Source organism: Streptomyces sp. NPDC048255 (assembly GCF_040652415.1).
Classification (GTDB): Bacteria; Actinomycetota; Actinomycetes; order Streptomycetales; family Streptomycetaceae; genus Streptomyces.
This window is the reverse complement of the sequence record NZ_JBEZMA010000038.1, coordinates 55,660-71,279: the sequence shown is the minus strand read 5'-3', so window position 1 is coordinate 71,279 and position 15,620 is coordinate 55,660. Positions and strand designations below refer to the sequence as shown.

General features: G+C 68.9%; 14 protein-coding genes and 1 pseudogene. 8 read left to right on the top strand and 7 right to left on the bottom strand.

The features are described from left to right. Positions 1-325: 325 nt before the first annotated feature. The 6 genes from AB0D94_RS26005 to AB0D94_RS25980 form a co-directional block, all read right to left on the bottom strand. Positions 326-763 (bottom strand): phage tail protein, encoded by a 438-nt coding sequence (locus tag AB0D94_RS26005; protein ID WP_362056100.1) that lies wholly within the window; start codon positions 761-763, stop codon positions 326-328. Between the two features lie 708 nt (positions 764-1,471). Continuing rightward, complete coding sequence (locus AB0D94_RS26000; protein ID WP_362056098.1) at positions 1,472-2,287, bottom strand: helix-turn-helix transcriptional regulator; 816 nt, start codon at positions 2,285-2,287, stop codon at positions 1,472-1,474. Between the two features lie 14 nt (positions 2,288-2,301). After that, complete coding sequence (locus AB0D94_RS25995; protein WP_362056096.1) at positions 2,302-2,589, bottom strand: hypothetical protein; 288 nt, start codon at positions 2,587-2,589, stop codon at positions 2,302-2,304. Positions 2,590-4,125: 1,536 nt separating this feature from the next. Then, complete coding sequence (locus AB0D94_RS25990; protein ID WP_362056094.1) at positions 4,126-5,112, bottom strand: hypothetical protein; 987 nt, start codon at positions 5,110-5,112, stop codon at positions 4,126-4,128. A gap of 23 nt (positions 5,113-5,135) precedes the next feature. Then, positions 5,136-6,557, bottom strand: a complete 1,422-nt coding sequence (locus AB0D94_RS25985) for a mobilization protein (RefSeq protein ID WP_362056092.1) — start codon at positions 6,555-6,557, stop codon at positions 5,136-5,138. Then, positions 6,557-6,895, bottom strand: coding sequence for a hypothetical protein (locus AB0D94_RS25980; RefSeq protein WP_362056090.1), 339 nt, complete (start codon positions 6,893-6,895; stop codon positions 6,557-6,559). Before AB0D94_RS25980 ends, AB0D94_RS25985 begins: the two co-directional genes overlap by 1 nt. A 713-nt stretch (positions 6,896-7,608) precedes the next feature. On the opposite strand from AB0D94_RS25980, the gene AB0D94_RS25975 reads away from it, so the two are divergent. The 6 genes from AB0D94_RS25975 (at position 7,609) to AB0D94_RS25950 (ending at position 13,751) form a co-directional block, all read left to right on the top strand. Further along, positions 7,609-8,583, top strand: coding sequence for a serine/threonine protein kinase (locus tag AB0D94_RS25975; protein WP_362056088.1), 975 nt, complete (start codon positions 7,609-7,611; stop codon positions 8,581-8,583). A gap of 43 nt (positions 8,584-8,626) precedes the next feature. Continuing rightward, on the top strand, positions 8,627-9,205 hold the full coding sequence (locus AB0D94_RS25970) for an ABC-three component system middle component 2 (protein ID WP_362056086.1): 579 nt from the start codon (positions 8,627-8,629) through the stop codon (positions 9,203-9,205). A 5-nt stretch (positions 9,206-9,210) separates the two neighbouring features. Continuing rightward, complete coding sequence (locus AB0D94_RS25965) at positions 9,211-11,241, top strand: DNA recombination protein RecN (RefSeq protein ID WP_362056108.1); 2,031 nt, start codon at positions 9,211-9,213, stop codon at positions 11,239-11,241. A 175-nt stretch (positions 11,242-11,416) separates the two neighbouring features. Then, positions 11,417-11,725 (top strand): hypothetical protein, encoded by a 309-nt coding sequence (locus AB0D94_RS25960; protein ID WP_362056084.1) that lies wholly within the window; start codon positions 11,417-11,419, stop codon positions 11,723-11,725. A 74-nt stretch (positions 11,726-11,799) separates the two neighbouring features. Next, positions 11,800-13,434: an ISL3 family transposase gene (locus tag AB0D94_RS25955; protein WP_362056082.1), complete on the top strand. Its 1,635-nt coding sequence runs from the start codon at positions 11,800-11,802 to the stop codon at positions 13,432-13,434. 107 nt (positions 13,435-13,541) lie between these two features. After that, the gene (locus AB0D94_RS25950) at positions 13,542-13,751 is read left to right on the top strand and encodes a hypothetical protein (RefSeq protein WP_362056080.1); all 210 of its coding nucleotides are present in this window, start codon (positions 13,542-13,544) and stop codon (positions 13,749-13,751) included. A 308-nt stretch (positions 13,752-14,059) separates the two neighbouring features. On the opposite strand, the gene AB0D94_RS25945 is transcribed toward AB0D94_RS25950, so the two are convergent. Next, a complete protein-coding gene (locus AB0D94_RS25945; protein WP_362056078.1) occupies positions 14,060-14,365 on the bottom strand; it encodes an RICIN domain-containing protein in 306 nt (101 codons plus the stop codon). 129 nt (positions 14,366-14,494) lie between these two features. On the opposite strand from AB0D94_RS25945, the pseudogene AB0D94_RS25940 reads away from it, so the two are divergent. After that, positions 14,495-14,875: pseudogene (locus AB0D94_RS25940) on the top strand (transposase); the annotation flags it as partial. A gap of 130 nt (positions 14,876-15,005) precedes the next feature. Further along, positions 15,006-15,167 (top strand): hypothetical protein, encoded by a 162-nt coding sequence (locus tag AB0D94_RS25935; protein ID WP_362056110.1) that lies wholly within the window; start codon positions 15,006-15,008, stop codon positions 15,165-15,167. Positions 15,168-15,620: the final 453 nt, after the last annotated feature.

Sequence of the window (15,620 nt, the reverse complement as noted above, 5' to 3'; positions counted from 1 at the left end):
TCGCTTCGCTCGGCGGGGCTCGGCTTCGCCGAGCCAGGGCCGGCCCTTCAGGCCGGTGTCCTTCGCTTCGCTGCGGACTGCTCCGGTTCCGCTTCGCTTCACCGGAGCTGACCTCATTTCACTCGGTCTGCGCCTTCGGCGCGTTGGGGCCGGCGCTTCGCTTCCGGCCCGCGCCCGGTTTCACCGGGCCTACTGCCTGCGGGCGCTTCGCGCCCTTGGGCGCAGGTTCGCTTCGCTCCCCTGCCTGGCCTTCCGGCTTCGCCTCCAGGCCATGGCCCCGCTGACGCGGGGCCCAGCTAGCAGCAGTTCACGGTGCTGCGCCCGGCTACTCGGCGGTGATCTCTTCGTACTCGATGGTCACCGTCTCTGTCGCAACCCCGGAATCTCCAGCATCGAGATCCGAACCCGACCAGTGGGAAGCCCAGGCGTTAGTCAGATGGAAGCGCTGGACGGGATTCTTCTGAGCATCGAGCACGGCAATCGTGACGTTCTGCCGGGCCCTGTCGAGGGTCTTGTTGGCCACTGATTGCTTGATCCAATCAGTGAACGCAGCACTCTGGTCCATCCCCCGGGTGACCGTGATCTGGCCTGACTGAACGGCGCCGGGCTGCTTCCGCACGACCGGCACACCGTCTGCCGTGACCTGCTTGACCTCGATCACATCCTGATCAATGGTCAGCCCAGAAACGCTCTGGACGGTCTCGACCTGAAACTTACCGAGTTGAACGCTGAAGCGGTTGCCGCTGAGAGCGTCACCGAGCATGTGCACTGCCTCCTGATACCTGAGAACGGATTGCTTAGCCCATCGGGCAGCACCCCTGTAACAGGGGCCACCGCACACCCACAACGACCACCCGAAGCAGTGGCTTCCGGGTGCGGACCGAAGAGTCTGAACAACTGGGCGCGCCAGCCAGCCATACAGCCGACAACACGGAACGTAGTCGGACAGACGCTCAGGGCGATACGCGAATCTCAGTCACCCCCGCGGCGCAAAGTTGATCACCCAAACGGCCCAGAGAAACCATCCCAGCCGCCTGCTTCATTTCTGAGCGCAGATAGACTCAGGAACCAGCCGCCCCCACCCCTACGGGGCTAGGGCGGATCACTTGTCGGCAACCAGTGAAGCTGCGCAGCACCCAATCAATCTGCGCAAGCGCACCCGGACCAACAAACACCGCAGGCCACATGCCTGACCGGCTCAGACTCTGCGCAGATTCGATGAGTCAAACAGCCACCAACCTGCTCAGCCAACCTGCACAAACGCAGGTCAGGAGCTTGACGACTGCTCAGTTTCACTGACCGGCGACAACTCACCCCTGTTGTCGCCGGTCAGTGGCACTGCGCAGTGCGCACCTAGCCTGAACCACTGTCAAATCCTTCTGGAATGCGGGCTTTGCCGGAGAGGTCAGTGACGCCACCATTGCGTGGGTACCTCGTTCAGAAGGGCGGTTCATCGGGGAAACTGACCTCCTCATGCCGCCCGCTGCCGCCGTGTACGGCGGGGCTCGACGTACCGGATCCTCCCGTCCCGCAGCCGCACGTCCATGAGCTCCCGCAGCATTTCCTCCCCCCGCGAGCGGGCAACCAGGCCGGGGCCGTGGTGCAGATCGGCCAGGCGGACGGACCCGACACCGGCAGGCCTCTCCCCGTGGCGCTCGTTGGCTCTCAGGACGGCCTCTGCCGCCGTCATGTCCCTCTGGAAGAACTCCCAGCTGCGGGCCGGCGCCGGGGCCATGATCCGGTCGTAGGCGTCCGCCCAGCGCCTACGCAGACGCAGTCCAATCCCGCATGCTTCCAGGAAGGCCAGGCACTGCTGGCGGCTGGCCGGGAGCACCTGCCCGGCCACGACCCGCCCGGCCGTACTGACCGGCAGCAGATGCCTTCCGCCCGCCAGAAACGACAGGCGGCGCAGCGTCGGTGCGCCGGCCCGCTCGTAGAAGTAGACCAGCGCCTGACTGAGCGCCCCCGGGGTGGTGACCAGCTCAGGAGAGGCAGGCCGGAGGCGTCCCCGCAGGCGGCCCCGCTCGGCGATCCGGGCATCCAGCCACAACTCCGCAAGGCCTTCGTCGTCCTGGGCGTGGCAGGCGGCGGCGATCGCCTCGACCGTCTCCCGGGCGGGCACGTGCCGGCCCGAGGTGGCGCGCTTGAGGGCGGTCGCCGAGACCCCGGAGCGTGCCGCGAGCTCGTCGTACGACAGCCCGGCCGCGGTACGCAGCTCGCGCAGGGCCACGGCGAGGGCGCCGCGGGCCGGGAGGGTGTGGTCGACGGGGAGTTCAGGTCGTCCCATGACCCTGCCCCGCTCTACCGGCCGGCCTGGAGAGCGGCGCGGGAAGCCGCGGCCACCGAACTGCGGCCGCCCGGGGTGAGGGCGAGGACCAGGGCCGCTGCGATCGCGCCCGTGCCGGCGAGCAGGCGGAAGATCTCCCCCGTCTGCATTCCCCGCAGGCTCAGCACCACGGCCAGGACGAACACCACCGGCATCACGACGCTGATCACGAGGGCCTGCGGCATCGTCAACCCGCCCGGCCGGCCCTCCGGCCCGCGCTCCTGCTGGGCGCTCGCGCGGGCGACTTCCTGCTGTACTGCCATACCGGTCTCCAGACCGGGGTACCGGACGGCACCCCTGATAGTCGGGAGGGCGCCGAATGGCGCCCTCCCGTAGTGGTGACTCCGCGCCAAGTGGCGCTTCCCCAGGGGCGATTGCCGTCGCCTGTCCGGGGATCACAAGCATGACAGACAGTCACAGCACCTCGAAGCGCGGAAACCCAGCAGCCCACCCGATAAGTCCGGAATGCGCGTTCATTCGTCCGCTGGTGTCCCCGCTGTCCAACTTGCACACGCAGACTCCCTTAGAATGCCCTGACCTGCACAAATACCGGCGGCACCTACAGGAATGCGTAGGTGGCCTGCTGCGGCTTCGTCACCGGTCCCCGTGCAGCACCCCCACCCAACCGGGCGCCCGCCCCCGTTCGTCCGCTCCCGTCCAAGGAGAAGTTGTGTTCGTGTGCACCGGCAGGGCACCGTGGGGTGCAGACCGACCGGGCAACCGGCGGAACCCCTGAAGTAGGTGACTCCGCAGCAGGGACACAACGAAGCACCGCGTTGCCGCGCGAACGCTTCACACGACAGGGCCGACCCGCACCCGCCGGGCCGGCCCTGACGTATTTCGCCGCACAGCCCGCAGGTCCGCCCAGCGATTAGCGGACCTCGCCCGCCGACGATGCAGCAGGCCCGGCCCACCACCGCCGTAGCGGCAGGGCCGACCCACACCCGCCGGGACCGCCCTGCCGCCATCTCCGGGCACAACAACCCCCGACACCCTCCGTAAAGCGCCTTACGGACCTCTCCCGCCGCCCGAAGACGACTGGGACCTGCCCAGCTTGACGAGCTGGTCGCGCACAGGGCCATACGCCCGCGCGGGACCCGGCGATAGCCACCCCGGCCCCCCGCGTCAGGGCGAGGGCGGCGAAGCGTTCCAAGGGGGCGTTGCCCTCGCGGACCACGTTGCGCGGGGGGCTCTATGCGGGGGCGCTCTGTGCTCCAGGCTCTGCATGACGAGGCGGAGCACCGCCCGGGCCGGGATCTGGCACGGCAACGGCAAGGCCCGCCTCGACCGGCTCGACCGGCTCGACGCCCCAGCTCACTCGATACATGCGGACCGACAACACCAGCGCCGCCACCGCGACCCCCGCGGGATACCACCAGCCGCCGGCCATCGACGTCGCCACATCCATGTTCATACCCCCGCATTGTGCCGGTCCCCCACTGACAGCCCGCCCTGAAGCAGCGCCCAATTCACGCTCGCGAGGTCACCGGGTCCGCCCCGCGCGCCGGGCCGGCGCGGCCGGCTGCCGGTGGGCGGGCACGGCGGCTTCCGCCGCAGCCGGCTGTCCGGGGGCCGCGGCGGCCGGGGGGGGTGGCGGAGCGGGAGCGGGCAGCCGTCGGGGAGACCCGGACCCGGGACGCGAGCGCGGCCGGTGCCGAGGGCGGTGTCGTCAGGGAGTGCAGAGTCGCGTCCACGAGCCGCCCGACCGTGGTGGAGGACGGGCCGTCCTTCCAGGTGGTGTCGGTCCCGAGGTGCGATCTCTCACTTTCGTGTCAGCACGTGACCTGCGCGTCTCTCACTCAACGACAGTGGATAGACCTCGATCTCTCACATCCATGACAGTGGCCCCACGCCCTGAGCCAGCCCCGACCAGCAGGAACACACCAAGGCCCACTGTCTCTCACACCACTGTCACCAAACCGAGAGATCGCAGTCGGCGGCCTCCCGCACCGGCGCAGCAGCGGGGGCGGGGGTGGGAGCGGGTGCGGGTGCAGTGCCCGGAGCCGGGGCGGGAGCGGGTGCGGGTACGCGTCCCGCCACAGGCGCGCCCCACGGGTCGCCGGACCCGCCCATACGCGAGGCCAGCACGTCCCTGGCCGGCGGCGCGACAGCACCCGGAGCAGCAGGGCAGGAGCGGGGGCGGCGGTGGGCGCCGGGGCGGCCGGGGCGGGCGCGGGTGCTTTGGCGGCAGCCGCGGTGGTAACGGCGGCCACGGCCTGGTCGACGCCCGCTCCCGCTGCGTGCGCGTCGAGGAGGATCCGGGCGACGTCGATACCGCGGGCGTCGAGCCGGCCCATCGCGGCCGCGATGTCCGGCCAGGCCAGGGAGGCGAGGATCGCATCGCGCACCAGCCCCTCCGGCATCGTGGACTTCAGGAGGTCAGCCCACCGGTCGGTGCCCTCCGCCTTCGTCCGCGCGATGTTCGCGGCGACGGCCTGGTGGACTCCGGCAGTCATGCGGCCCATCTGCGGCAGAAACGTGCCGAGGTCGACTCCGGCCTGCTGGAGCCCGACGAGCTGGCGGGCCATCACCGGCCAGTCCGCCCCCGCCATCAGCTCGGCCAGAATGTCGTCGCCGATAACGCCGCGCAGCTGGTCAGCCGACCAGCCCGGGGCCATCTTCTCCGCGTCCTCGCCGAGCTCCGCCTCGGCGCCGGTGAGGCGCTTTTGGGTAGCGCGGCGTACGGCGTCGGTGATGGTCATCACCAGCCGGTAGGCCATCGCGGCAGTCTGCGCGGCCTCCCCGAGGGCTTCGGCGAACGGCTCGGGCTGGGGCGGGTACGTCATCGGCAAGAGCTCCCTCGATCGGGTCAGCGCGTACGGGACGGGCCCGGCCGGCCGGGATCCGGACGCGGCCGGACCGGTACACCGGTAACGGGCCCGATGGGCGACAGGCCACGGCCCGCGGTGCGCACCACCCGACCGGTACGCGGCTTCGCGGCCGGGGGCGGGGCGCCGGTCAGGCCAGCTGCCTCCCGCAGCAGGACAGCGGCCTCGGAAGCGGCTTTCGCCTGCGCGCGGAAGGCCTGCGCCCGATGCCAGTCGGCGGCGGCCTCCACCGCCTCCACAAGCGCGATCAGCAACGTGAGGACGACCGCAGCGCCACCCCCGCGTGCGGCGCGCGGGGCCTGCTCCAGCGCCCGGGTCGAGGCGCGCCATCCGGCCCGCGCGCGGCCCTCCAGACAGCGGGCGCCGGGGGCGCGGGCGGCCTGCTCGAACGCGTCGGCCGCCGCCTGCACGCGGTCGCGAACGAGGGCCGGGGCGTGAACGGCGGCCACCGCCAGGAGGTCACCGAGGGCCGCGACGTCGCCCGCGCCTTCGCCCTGCCCGGCGCGGCCCAGGGGTACGGACGCTTCCCGGATCCAGTGCTCAGCGAGCGCCCAGTCGGCCGGGGTGACGAGCGGGGTGAAGCGTTCGCGGACACGGGGCAGGGACAGGTCGTAGGCGAGCGTGGAACCAGCGAACCAGACAGGTCGGGTGCCGCCGTCGGCCCGGTCCCCGGGCAGCGCGACCGAGTACCCCACGAGAGCGCCGTCATCGTCTCGGCGTTCGCGCACGCGCAGCCCCGCGTCGCGGAGCCGGTCGAGGAAATCGGTATCGCCATGGCCGAGGGCGGCGGCCTGACGGACGGTGCGCTGCAGGGACTCCCGGGCGGTCTCCGTCAGGCCGCGGCGGGCGGCTTTCTCGGCCTCGCCGGTGACGGGGCGGCGGCGCGCGGTGCGGTCGAGAGGTGACATCGGGGTGAGGCCCCAGCGGGCTTCGAAACCCCGGGCGGCGGTGTGCATGCTGAGGATGTCGCCGCGCACGCGGGGGTGCCGGCCGTCCTGGCGGGCGAGGGTCGCCAGGATGTGGATGTGGTCGGGAGCGTGGCGCACCGCGATCCACCGGCAGGCCTGCTCATCCCCGTGCTCCGCGATGCCCGCGGCGTGCACCATGGCGGCGGCCTCGCTCCATTCCGCGTCCGACAGCATCCGGTCGTCAGCATGGTTGCGGACCGAGATGTGCCACACATGCTCTTCCGGCTTCGGTCCGCGCAGTGCTTCCACGGGGGCGTCCAGGAGAAGCGCCAGATCGGCGAGCGTCATACGGGCCGGGGTACGGGCAGGGCACGGCAGATCCGGGTCCCAGCCCGCGACGAGGTGGGGATCGACGTGCTCGTCGCGCTCGCCCGGACCAAAGAGGTAGTCCAGGAGGTCGATCGTCGTCGAACCCGATTCCGCCTTCTTCGGCATCACGACCGCGGGCGCCTCTCCCGCATCACCTGGGCCGTCGCCGCATCCACCCGCGCCACCGCGTCCAAAGCCTGCGCCACCACGGTCGCGGCCGACTCCGGAAGGCCGGCCCCGGACGAGCCGGCGGCGGCCACGGCGCGGAGCTCGGCAACGGTCTCCCGCAGGTGGACCCGGGCCTGGACCAGCTCCCGCAGCACGTCCCCCGCATCGCGGGAAACCGGCGCCAGCACGTGTTGCGCAACCGCCATCACTTGGCGCCCCGCCCAGGCCGCCGACGCCATCCCCTCGCGCTCCGCAGCCGTGCGCACCACGGCCAGTTCGCTGTCGCTGAACGACACGTAGAAGCGCTTCTTCCGAGGTTCACCCACCTGGCGTTCACGACGCCGCCCACCCGCATTCCCGTCCGCGCCGACTGCCACCCAAGGCCCCTCACATTCCGTGCCAGCCAATACCGGCTTTCCAGCGTCCCGGGGGCTTACTGCCCCCATTACGCACTAACTGGCTGCCAATTTCTAATGCCTGAAAAACGGTGCAGGACCATGCGCCCGCGAGCCCGGAAACCAGGCGCGCCGACACCGGGCATCACCCCCACCAACGACCCCGCACCCCGCCCCGACACCACCACACCGCGCCACACCGCCACCGCGCCGCCACCGCGCCGCCGCAGCACACCCCACCCCCACACACACCACCACCACCCCAACCCCACCCCACCAACCACAAAGAAGCGACGACCACCCCGTCTGAAGCTCCGCCACCACCGCTCCTTCCTGCCGCACGCAACGTCGGCGCCTTACCACTTCACGACCACGGCGGGGTGGTGCGGGAGAGCGCGAGAGGGCGGCAGCCCTCTCGCCAAGACGACCCGGAGGTCTGGACCGTGGCCCGCAGGTTCCGCGCGATTGCCGTGCTGCGCGGCAATCCCAATTGAGGTGCTGGTGCGTTCCTCTTCTTGATCAGATGAGTGACCGTTGGATAGGCTCCGCCGATACGGTGTGTGACGCACGGGGGACATCCTGTGTGCAGTCCACCGGCGCTTTGGGGGTGAGCTGTGCCTGACTCGATAACCGTGCCGACGGGTGTCCAGCCGATCAGCTTCGACGTGCACGCAGTCCGCGGGGGAAGCCCCGGCGGAGCCCGCGACGACTTCGAAACGATGATCGCTCAACTTGCCGCCGCGACGACCCCAAACGTACGGTCCGTCGCTGCCAACCCGGGCGACTGGGGTATCGACGCCTTCGCCGGAAACCTCGGCGGAGCGATCACAGTGTGGCAGTCCAAGTACTTCATGCCGGTCACCACAAAGAAGCACGTGCAGCAGGTCAAAGACTCGCTCGATAACGTGCTGAAGGCAGCCGTCAAGAACGGCCACACCATCGCCAGCTGGATCCTGTGCATCCCTTCCAGCATGGACGGCCCCATGACGGCGTGGTGGGATTCGTGGACGAAGGCAAGGGAGAAGGAGCACAGCCTCGTCATCCAGCTCTGGGACGAGACCGCCCTCCGGAAGAAGCTACTCAGCCCCGAGGGCGACGACGTGCGTCGCGGCTTCTACGAGACCTACGCTCAGGCCGCCCCCGCCCCCGTGGAGCAGCTTCGGCTCGTTCTCGAAGTCGAGGACGGCAAGGCGGCCGCCCTTGGCTCCGCCTTGTTCATTCGGCAGATGACTGAGGCCGGCCACATTGAGCTGGACTCGGCCAAGAGGCAGTTCTTCAATGCCGATCTGGTGGCCCGCGAGATCGCGCACAAAGACGTTCCGGCAGAAGTGGCGGCGCTCAGTTCCGCCGATGCAACGCTCCACGGTCTCTGGGAGATGCAGTTCAACGAATGCGCGGCCGAGGACACGCTGCGGGTTCTCCACCCCCGTGTCTGGCGGGATGTTCGCAACGAGCACGACAAACTGCCGAAGTCGCTGCGCCTGGAGCTGGTGCACAGCTGGGGGCTCGTGCACCGGCTGGTGGACAACCGCAAGGCGGGGTGGGTCAAACACTGGCGGCAGATCGCCGCCGAGCACTCCGACGGCTGACCGCAGCCGTCGCCTGTCCTGTCAGACCTACGAGGAGTTCGCTGTGGAAGCTGACCGGCCGGTGATGATGCCGGAGGACGAGGTGACCTTCCGGCTGGCGCAGCTGTTGCTTCTTCTCGACGCCGTCGCCGGGCAAGACGCGAAGGGGGCGAGCCTGGAGCGCATCGGCTACTACGACTTCCTGTCGGCGAATCCCTTCCTCGTCGTCGACTCCGACGGCCGGGAGGGCAACCTGCTCAAGCTGGCCGGGTTCGATCCGCAGGTGCTCTCCTACGCGTCCTCCTCGCAGCGCTTCACCAGTCGACGCGAACGCATCCAGCACGACCTCGCACTGCTCGTCGCCTACGGCTGTTGCGAGGTCCACAACCGCAACGGCGCCTTCGCCTACTCGATCAGCAACCGCGGCCGGGAACTCGGAGCGCGCTTCACCGCCACCTACGCCGCGTCGTTCACCACTGCGGCATCCATCGTCGTACGACACCTCCGCAAGCTCAGCGACAGGGCGCTGCGGGAACAGACCGCACGTTGGCTGCGACCGGACGGAGAAGGCGGGCCCGGTGCCGCGCTCCTCAGTGTGCTGGGCCCGGGACCGCAGGCACCTGACATGCCCTGGGAGGGGTGACCACCATGCAGCCTCTGCCTGGCATCCGAATCCGGCGCCTGCGCCTTGCAGGCGTCAGCCGGAACTACGACGTCGACTTCACACAGGACCAGCAGGTGCGGAACCTGTCCGTGGTCGCTGGGGCGTTCAGCTCGGGCAAGACCGCAGTGCTGGAGTTCATCACCTACGGCCTCGGCGGGAAGCGCCACCCACGGCATCCAGAGGTGCTGCGGAAGGTCCGTTCCTGCCTTCTGGAAGTCGAGCTGTCCGGCGAACCGCACGTCATCGAGCGGCCCGTCGGGGAGCCTTCGAAGGTCGCCTACGTACGCCGGGGGACGCTGGATAGCCCGCCGCTGTCCAAGCCTGAGAGCAGGCCCATCGAGCCGGCGGGAGCGCCCGAAAGCCTCTCCGCTCTGCTGCTGGGGCACTGCAAGCTCGAAGGCGTCCAGCTGCGGGAGACCCCTTCCAGCCGTGAGTCCCGCACCGACCCCCTGAGCATCCGCGACCTTATGGGCCTCGCGTTCCTGCCCAACGAGCGCATCGCGTCCAAGAACTTCCTGTTCGAGAACGAGTTCATGAAGAAGCACAAGCTGAAGCAGGTGGTCGACGTCGTCTTCGGCGTTCACGACGACCGCGCCGTCGAGCTTGGGCAGCGCATCCGGGACCTGGGCGCCCGGCTCACCCAGGCACGCTCCGAACTCGCCGCAGCACGGTCTTTCGTCGACGAACAGGACGTTCCCACAGCCGGCCCTCTGGTCGCCCAGCAGTACGAGGGCGAACTGCTGGAGCTGACCCAGCAGCTACAGACCCTTGATGAGGCTGCGCAAGCCGGTACCACCTTCGCCGGGCGTCTACGCCGCGAGCACCAGCAAGCTGCCCAGCTTGCCCGGCGAGCCGCCGGCGTCGTACGTGACTGCGAGACGCAACTCGCCCGGATGATGCCGTTGCGGGCGCAGTACGCGGACGACCTCGTCAAGCTCAACATGTTGGCCGAAGCACAGCGCCTATTCGACCCCTTGAGCGTCACTACCTGCCCCGCGTGCCTGAACCACCTGCCCGCTCCCCCGTCGGTGGAGAACGGCTCGTGCAGTCTGTGCAGCCACGAGCTGCCCCACGGCGACGGGCACCTGACGCTCGGCACCGCCAATGCCGAGCACTCTTCAGATGAAGGGCGGCTGAATGTCGCAGCCGAGGTCAGAGCTACCAAGGCCCGCTTGAAGGAGATCACTGCCTACGTTGAGGGCCTGGACGCGTCGCTCGCCGCGTTGAAGCTCCAGGCAGAGGACGCCGCCATCGCCGAAGAACGGGCTGCGGCCGCAGTCGACGAGGCCACTTCGCCCACTGTCACCCCGTTCCTCGCCGCTCGCGACAACCTCCAGCGCCGACGGGAGGAAGTCCTCCGTCATCTCCAGCACGCCGAGAACGCGACGAAGCTTCAGGCTGGCCTGGAGAAGCGGGCCGGGCTGGTGGAGCGGCAGGAGGCGCAGATCGAACGTCTACGGGAGGAACGCGACCGGCTGGGGGATGCCGCGCAGGACCGGGACCTGGTCGTCGGCCGTATCAGCGGCCGGTACAGCGAACTGCTGCGGCAGTGGCGTTACCCGAAACTCAGCCAGCCGATGATCGATACGAATCTGGTTCCTTACGTGCGCGGCGACTCCTACCGCGAGGCCTCCTCCGGTGCCCGGACGCTCCTAACTTTGGCCTGGCAGCTGGCCGTATTCGAGGTGGCCGTCGAAACGTCGGCCGCCCACCCCGGATTCCTCATGATCGACAGCCCGCAGAAGAACCTCGGCCACGGCGCCACCCGGGACGCGGTGATCGCCGACGCGATCGCCATCGACGACTTCTACCGCCACCTGACCAGCTGGCTAGCTGAGCAGGGAGCCGGCGCCCAGGTGATCATCGTCGACAACAGCCCGCCCACGCTCGTGGAAGACAACGTCGTGGTGCGTTACAGCCGCAACGAGGACCGACCTCCCTACGGGCTGATCGACGACGAGACCGCGACCGACGAAGCCGGCTCCGAACAACCGCCCCGTCACGACGAGAGCTGACGATCACTGCCGCGGCGCCAGTGTTCCGCGCCAGTCCAGCAGTCCCGCATGCGGGACAGATCGTTCGAATGGAACCGAACGCGACGCGCCCGGCAGCAGCTGTCGATCGACGCTCGAAGGTGTGGTCCGTGACGCTGGCCGAAACCGGAGGCACGCTTGCGCGGTTCGTCCAGTCATGAGCGACGAGAGCGTGATCACGATCGAGATCCGGGGCCACGAGAAGGCGGCGCTAGAAGCCTCCCGCAGCATTTCAGACCTGTTTCTGTCCAGCGGCCCCTGCCGGTTCCGTCGAACCCCCGGCGAGCAGGACGTACAGGTTCTCGTCTACGCGGATGTTGACCGGGGCCCCGGAGAAGGCGGATACCTCGATCCGGGCGCCACGCAGGTGAGTACCCCGGACTGGGATCCGGGGTACTCACCTGTATCCGAAACCGTCTTCGCCTACGAGGATGGGCCGACCACGACGGGTGGTGAGGCTCGTTGAAATTGGCTGTGGCGGATATTTCGTGAAGGCCAGTTCCAAACATCCGCCATGCCCGGCAATGTCCGTTCATCAGCATGGTGTTCGTGGGGGACGAACCGTTCTGGGATTTGGTGTGGCCTGACGTTGAGGGGCTGGCCATCGACGCAGTGGGCGTCGTTGGGGACGCGGTGCGGATTGATCTGCATGGTCGGCAGCCGGCGGTGACATGTCCCTCTTGCGGTGTGACCGCCTCACGCGTGCACAGCACGTACATACGCCGCCTGGCCGACCGCCCGCTGGGCGGCCGGCGGGTGCTGCTGCGGCTACGGGTCCGACGGTTCTTCTGCGACAACGGGCTGTGTTCCCGCCGGACCACCGCAGAACAGGTACCGAGCCTGACCGCGCGGTACCAGCGCCGGACCACGGCCCTCGCTCGAATGGTGCAGGCGATCGGGCTGGCCGTCGGCGGCCGGGCCGGTGCCCGGCTCGCCGGCTACCTGCCGGCACGGACGAGTAGGGACGTGATCCTCGGCGAACTTCGGCGACTTCCGGACCCAGCGTCTGCCCAGGTCAGGGTGCTGGGGATCGACGAGTTCGCGTTCCGCAGGGGCGCGACCTACGGCACCGTCCTTATCGACGTCGAAACACGCCGGCCCATCGACCTCCTGCCCGACCGCACCGCGGAGACCGTGAGCGCCTGGCTCGCCGACCACCCCGAAATCGAGATCATCTGCCGGGACCGGTCCAGCACCTTCAGCCAAGCCGCCACCCGCGCGGCACCCGACGCGATCCAGGTCGCAGACAGGTGGCACCTGCTCCACTCACTCGCCCGCGCCGTCGAAAGAACCGCCCACCAGCACCGCGTCTGCCTGCGCAAAGATGCCGAGACCGGCGAGAGGGACCAGCCCCTGGAACCGTCGGACCCTGCATCCCTGGCCGCGCTGATCGGACCACCGGAGCCGAGCGACCCACCGGACGGCCAGCTCCTGGCCCGCGTCCGCCAGTGGCACACCGACATCCACCAACTGCGCGAACGCGGCTGGACGATCAGTCGAATCGCCGACCGCCTGGGCCGGGACCGCAAGACCGTCCGCCACTACCTCACCACCGACCTCGACCAGATCCTCGCTTCGGCCCGCGAACGCCGCCCCAACGGCCACATCAACCGCTTCAAGCCCTACCTGCAACACCGCTTCCACGGCGGCGCAACCAACGCCGCAGCCCTCTTCCGAGAGATCCGACAACGCGGCTACCACGGCAGCCGCGTCGTGGTCACCAAGTACATAGCGACCCTCCGCGCCGGCACGGCCATCCCCGAACCCGCACGGCCGATCCCCAGCCCACGCCGGATCACCACCTGGATCATGCGTCACCCGGACTCCCTGACCGACAGCCAGCGCGACCACCTCAACAGCATCCTGGATGCATGCTCCGACCTGGCCACCGCCCGCGACCTCGCCCACGAATTCAGCGCCATCGCCCGCGAACACCGAGGTCAGGACCTCACCGGCTGGATGACCCGAGCCCTCGACCACGGACCGTCACCAATCCAGGGCTTCGCCGCCTTCCTCCAGAACGACTGGGACGCCGTCGTCAACGGCCTCACCCTGCCCTGGAGCTCTGGCGCCGTCGAAGGCCAGGTCACACGCATCAAACTGATCAAACGCCGGTCATACGGCCGCGCTTCCTTCTCCCTGTTGCGGACCTTCGTCCTTGCACAGCCGCCGTGACGGCTGTCTTCCGCCGCAGCCAGTCCCTAGGCTGACCAGCCGTGACAAGCAATGACGACCTCTGGAGCCGAAGCGGTCTCCGTCCGAAGCAAGCAGTCCGATGCCGAGTGACCGGCCACCGAGGACGCTTCGGCGTCGACGTCGACGTAGTCGACCCCGCCTCCGATGTCTCTGCCTTCATCGACTTCGTGAACCTCACCAGCAGCCCAGAGCACCCCCTGCCCGAGGACTTCCCACCCCTCGGCAGCGCCCTCGACGCGGTTGTGCTCGACTTCATGCCCTGGGGAGAGCTGCGACTGGCGGCACGCGACCGGTAACCGTCACGAAATATCCGCCACAGCCTTGAAATTCCCCACCCTGTGCTCGGGGGTTCCCCAGACCTGCTCACCTTGATTCCCCACCTCGGCGCGCTGACCTGCGGACGGGCGCCACACGGGAGGGGCGCGGCCCCGAGCGGGGTTTGTGCCTGAGTTATGCCCGCCGGGTGTCGTACGGCGGTCCGGGCGGGCCGTTGTGGGGCCCGCCCGGGGTGGCTGCGGCGTCAGGGCGAGGGGCGCCGCAGGGTGTGGGGGTCAGCGTGTTGTCGCTGTCGCGGGGACAGCTTCGCCGTGCTGGCGGTTGCTGCTCAGACGAAGACCCAGATGGACCAGCGCTGGTTCTGGGCGGTCATGCCGAGGCACGTCCACTGGAAGACGTTGGTGGCGTCCTTGGTCCCCTTGTCTTCTACATCCAGACACTTGCCGCTGTGCTTGGCCCTGATGTTGTAGTAGTAGACGCCTTCGGTCGTCACCGTCCCGTCGGTGAAGTACCAGCGCTGGTTGTCCGCGGGATCGGGCAGGCACGTCCACTGGAAGACGTTGGCGGCGTCGGCGATCGACTTGCCCGCCACGTCCAGGCACTTGCTGAGGGCGTGGTGGGGCCGGAGCTGCACGATGTTGTACGCGCGCTTGCCGGAGGTCAGCCGCGTACGGCGCGGACACGGCGCCAGGGCGGCGTCCGGTTCGGCCGGCCACCGCGGTCATCGCTGGGCGCGGGCGGCGAGGGCGTCTGACCCGTAGCCATGGTCGCGCGAGCGAGCGGCTCCGCTCAGCACTGGGCCGCCATCGGGCTGACGCTGGCAGCCCGCGCCGGAGCCCGGCTCGCAAACCAGATGGGCATCACGGCCATCCGCACCACACTGCTGCGCCGGGTCATGGAACAGCCCCACCCACCACAAACGGTCGGCGTCGACAACGTCGCCCTGCGTCGAGGCTACGCCTACGGAAACGTCGTAATCGACGCCGAGACGCACCAGGCCCTGCTGCCCGAGCGGCACACCGCAACGCGGGCACCGCAGCTCGCCCGGCACCCGGTCGAGATCGTCTGCCGTGACCGTTCCGGTCCCTATCCTGACGCCGTCAGCGCCGCTGCAGCGCAGGCCATGCAGGTCACTGACCGGTTCGACCTGTGCAGAACCTCACGCAGGGAACCGAGACGACGCTCGGTGCCCACCGCAGGTGTTTGCGTGACCTCCTCTCCCACGCCTCCCGAGCCGGAACCCGAGTTGGAAACGCTGGCCGATGAAGCAACGAATGGTGGCCGAGTCAGCCAACCGAGCACGGGCTCACCACGCTCTCGTCCACGACCTCCTCGCTCAGGGCCTGGGACTGCGGGAGGTCGGCCGGCACCTCGGCTGGGGCGGGCACACCGTCCAGCGGCACGCCCGCGCGACCAACTGGCAGAGCATGGTCTAGGGCCGCAATCCTGCGGCCCTAGACCATGCTCTGAGGCCTGGTGATAGATCACTCGATGCTCAGGTTGAGTGACCCATCGAACGGGGCCCCTATTATTTCGTCCCCATCATGTGGCCGAACCATGAGGGATCGTCCATTCTGCCTTCGTCTTCGTGCCATTGCACTGGTCCGGATACGACGAAGCTTGAGAGGTCCGAGCCTAGTGCGAAGAGTTGGCCTGGTTTCACCTGGACTCCATATTCACGAGCAACGCTCTCACATTCGGCCAGGCTCGCACGGCGAATCAGCAGGCCGTCATAGTACGGCCGGAGCAGCATAATACTCACTCCTCCAAAATGGATATCGATTCGCGTACTAGGAGGCATGTCCCGGGAGCTGCGCAAGAGCAGCCTCTGATGACTCACAGTGTACTGCCAGACCTTGAAGAATCGGTCCGACCGATACAGTTCATCC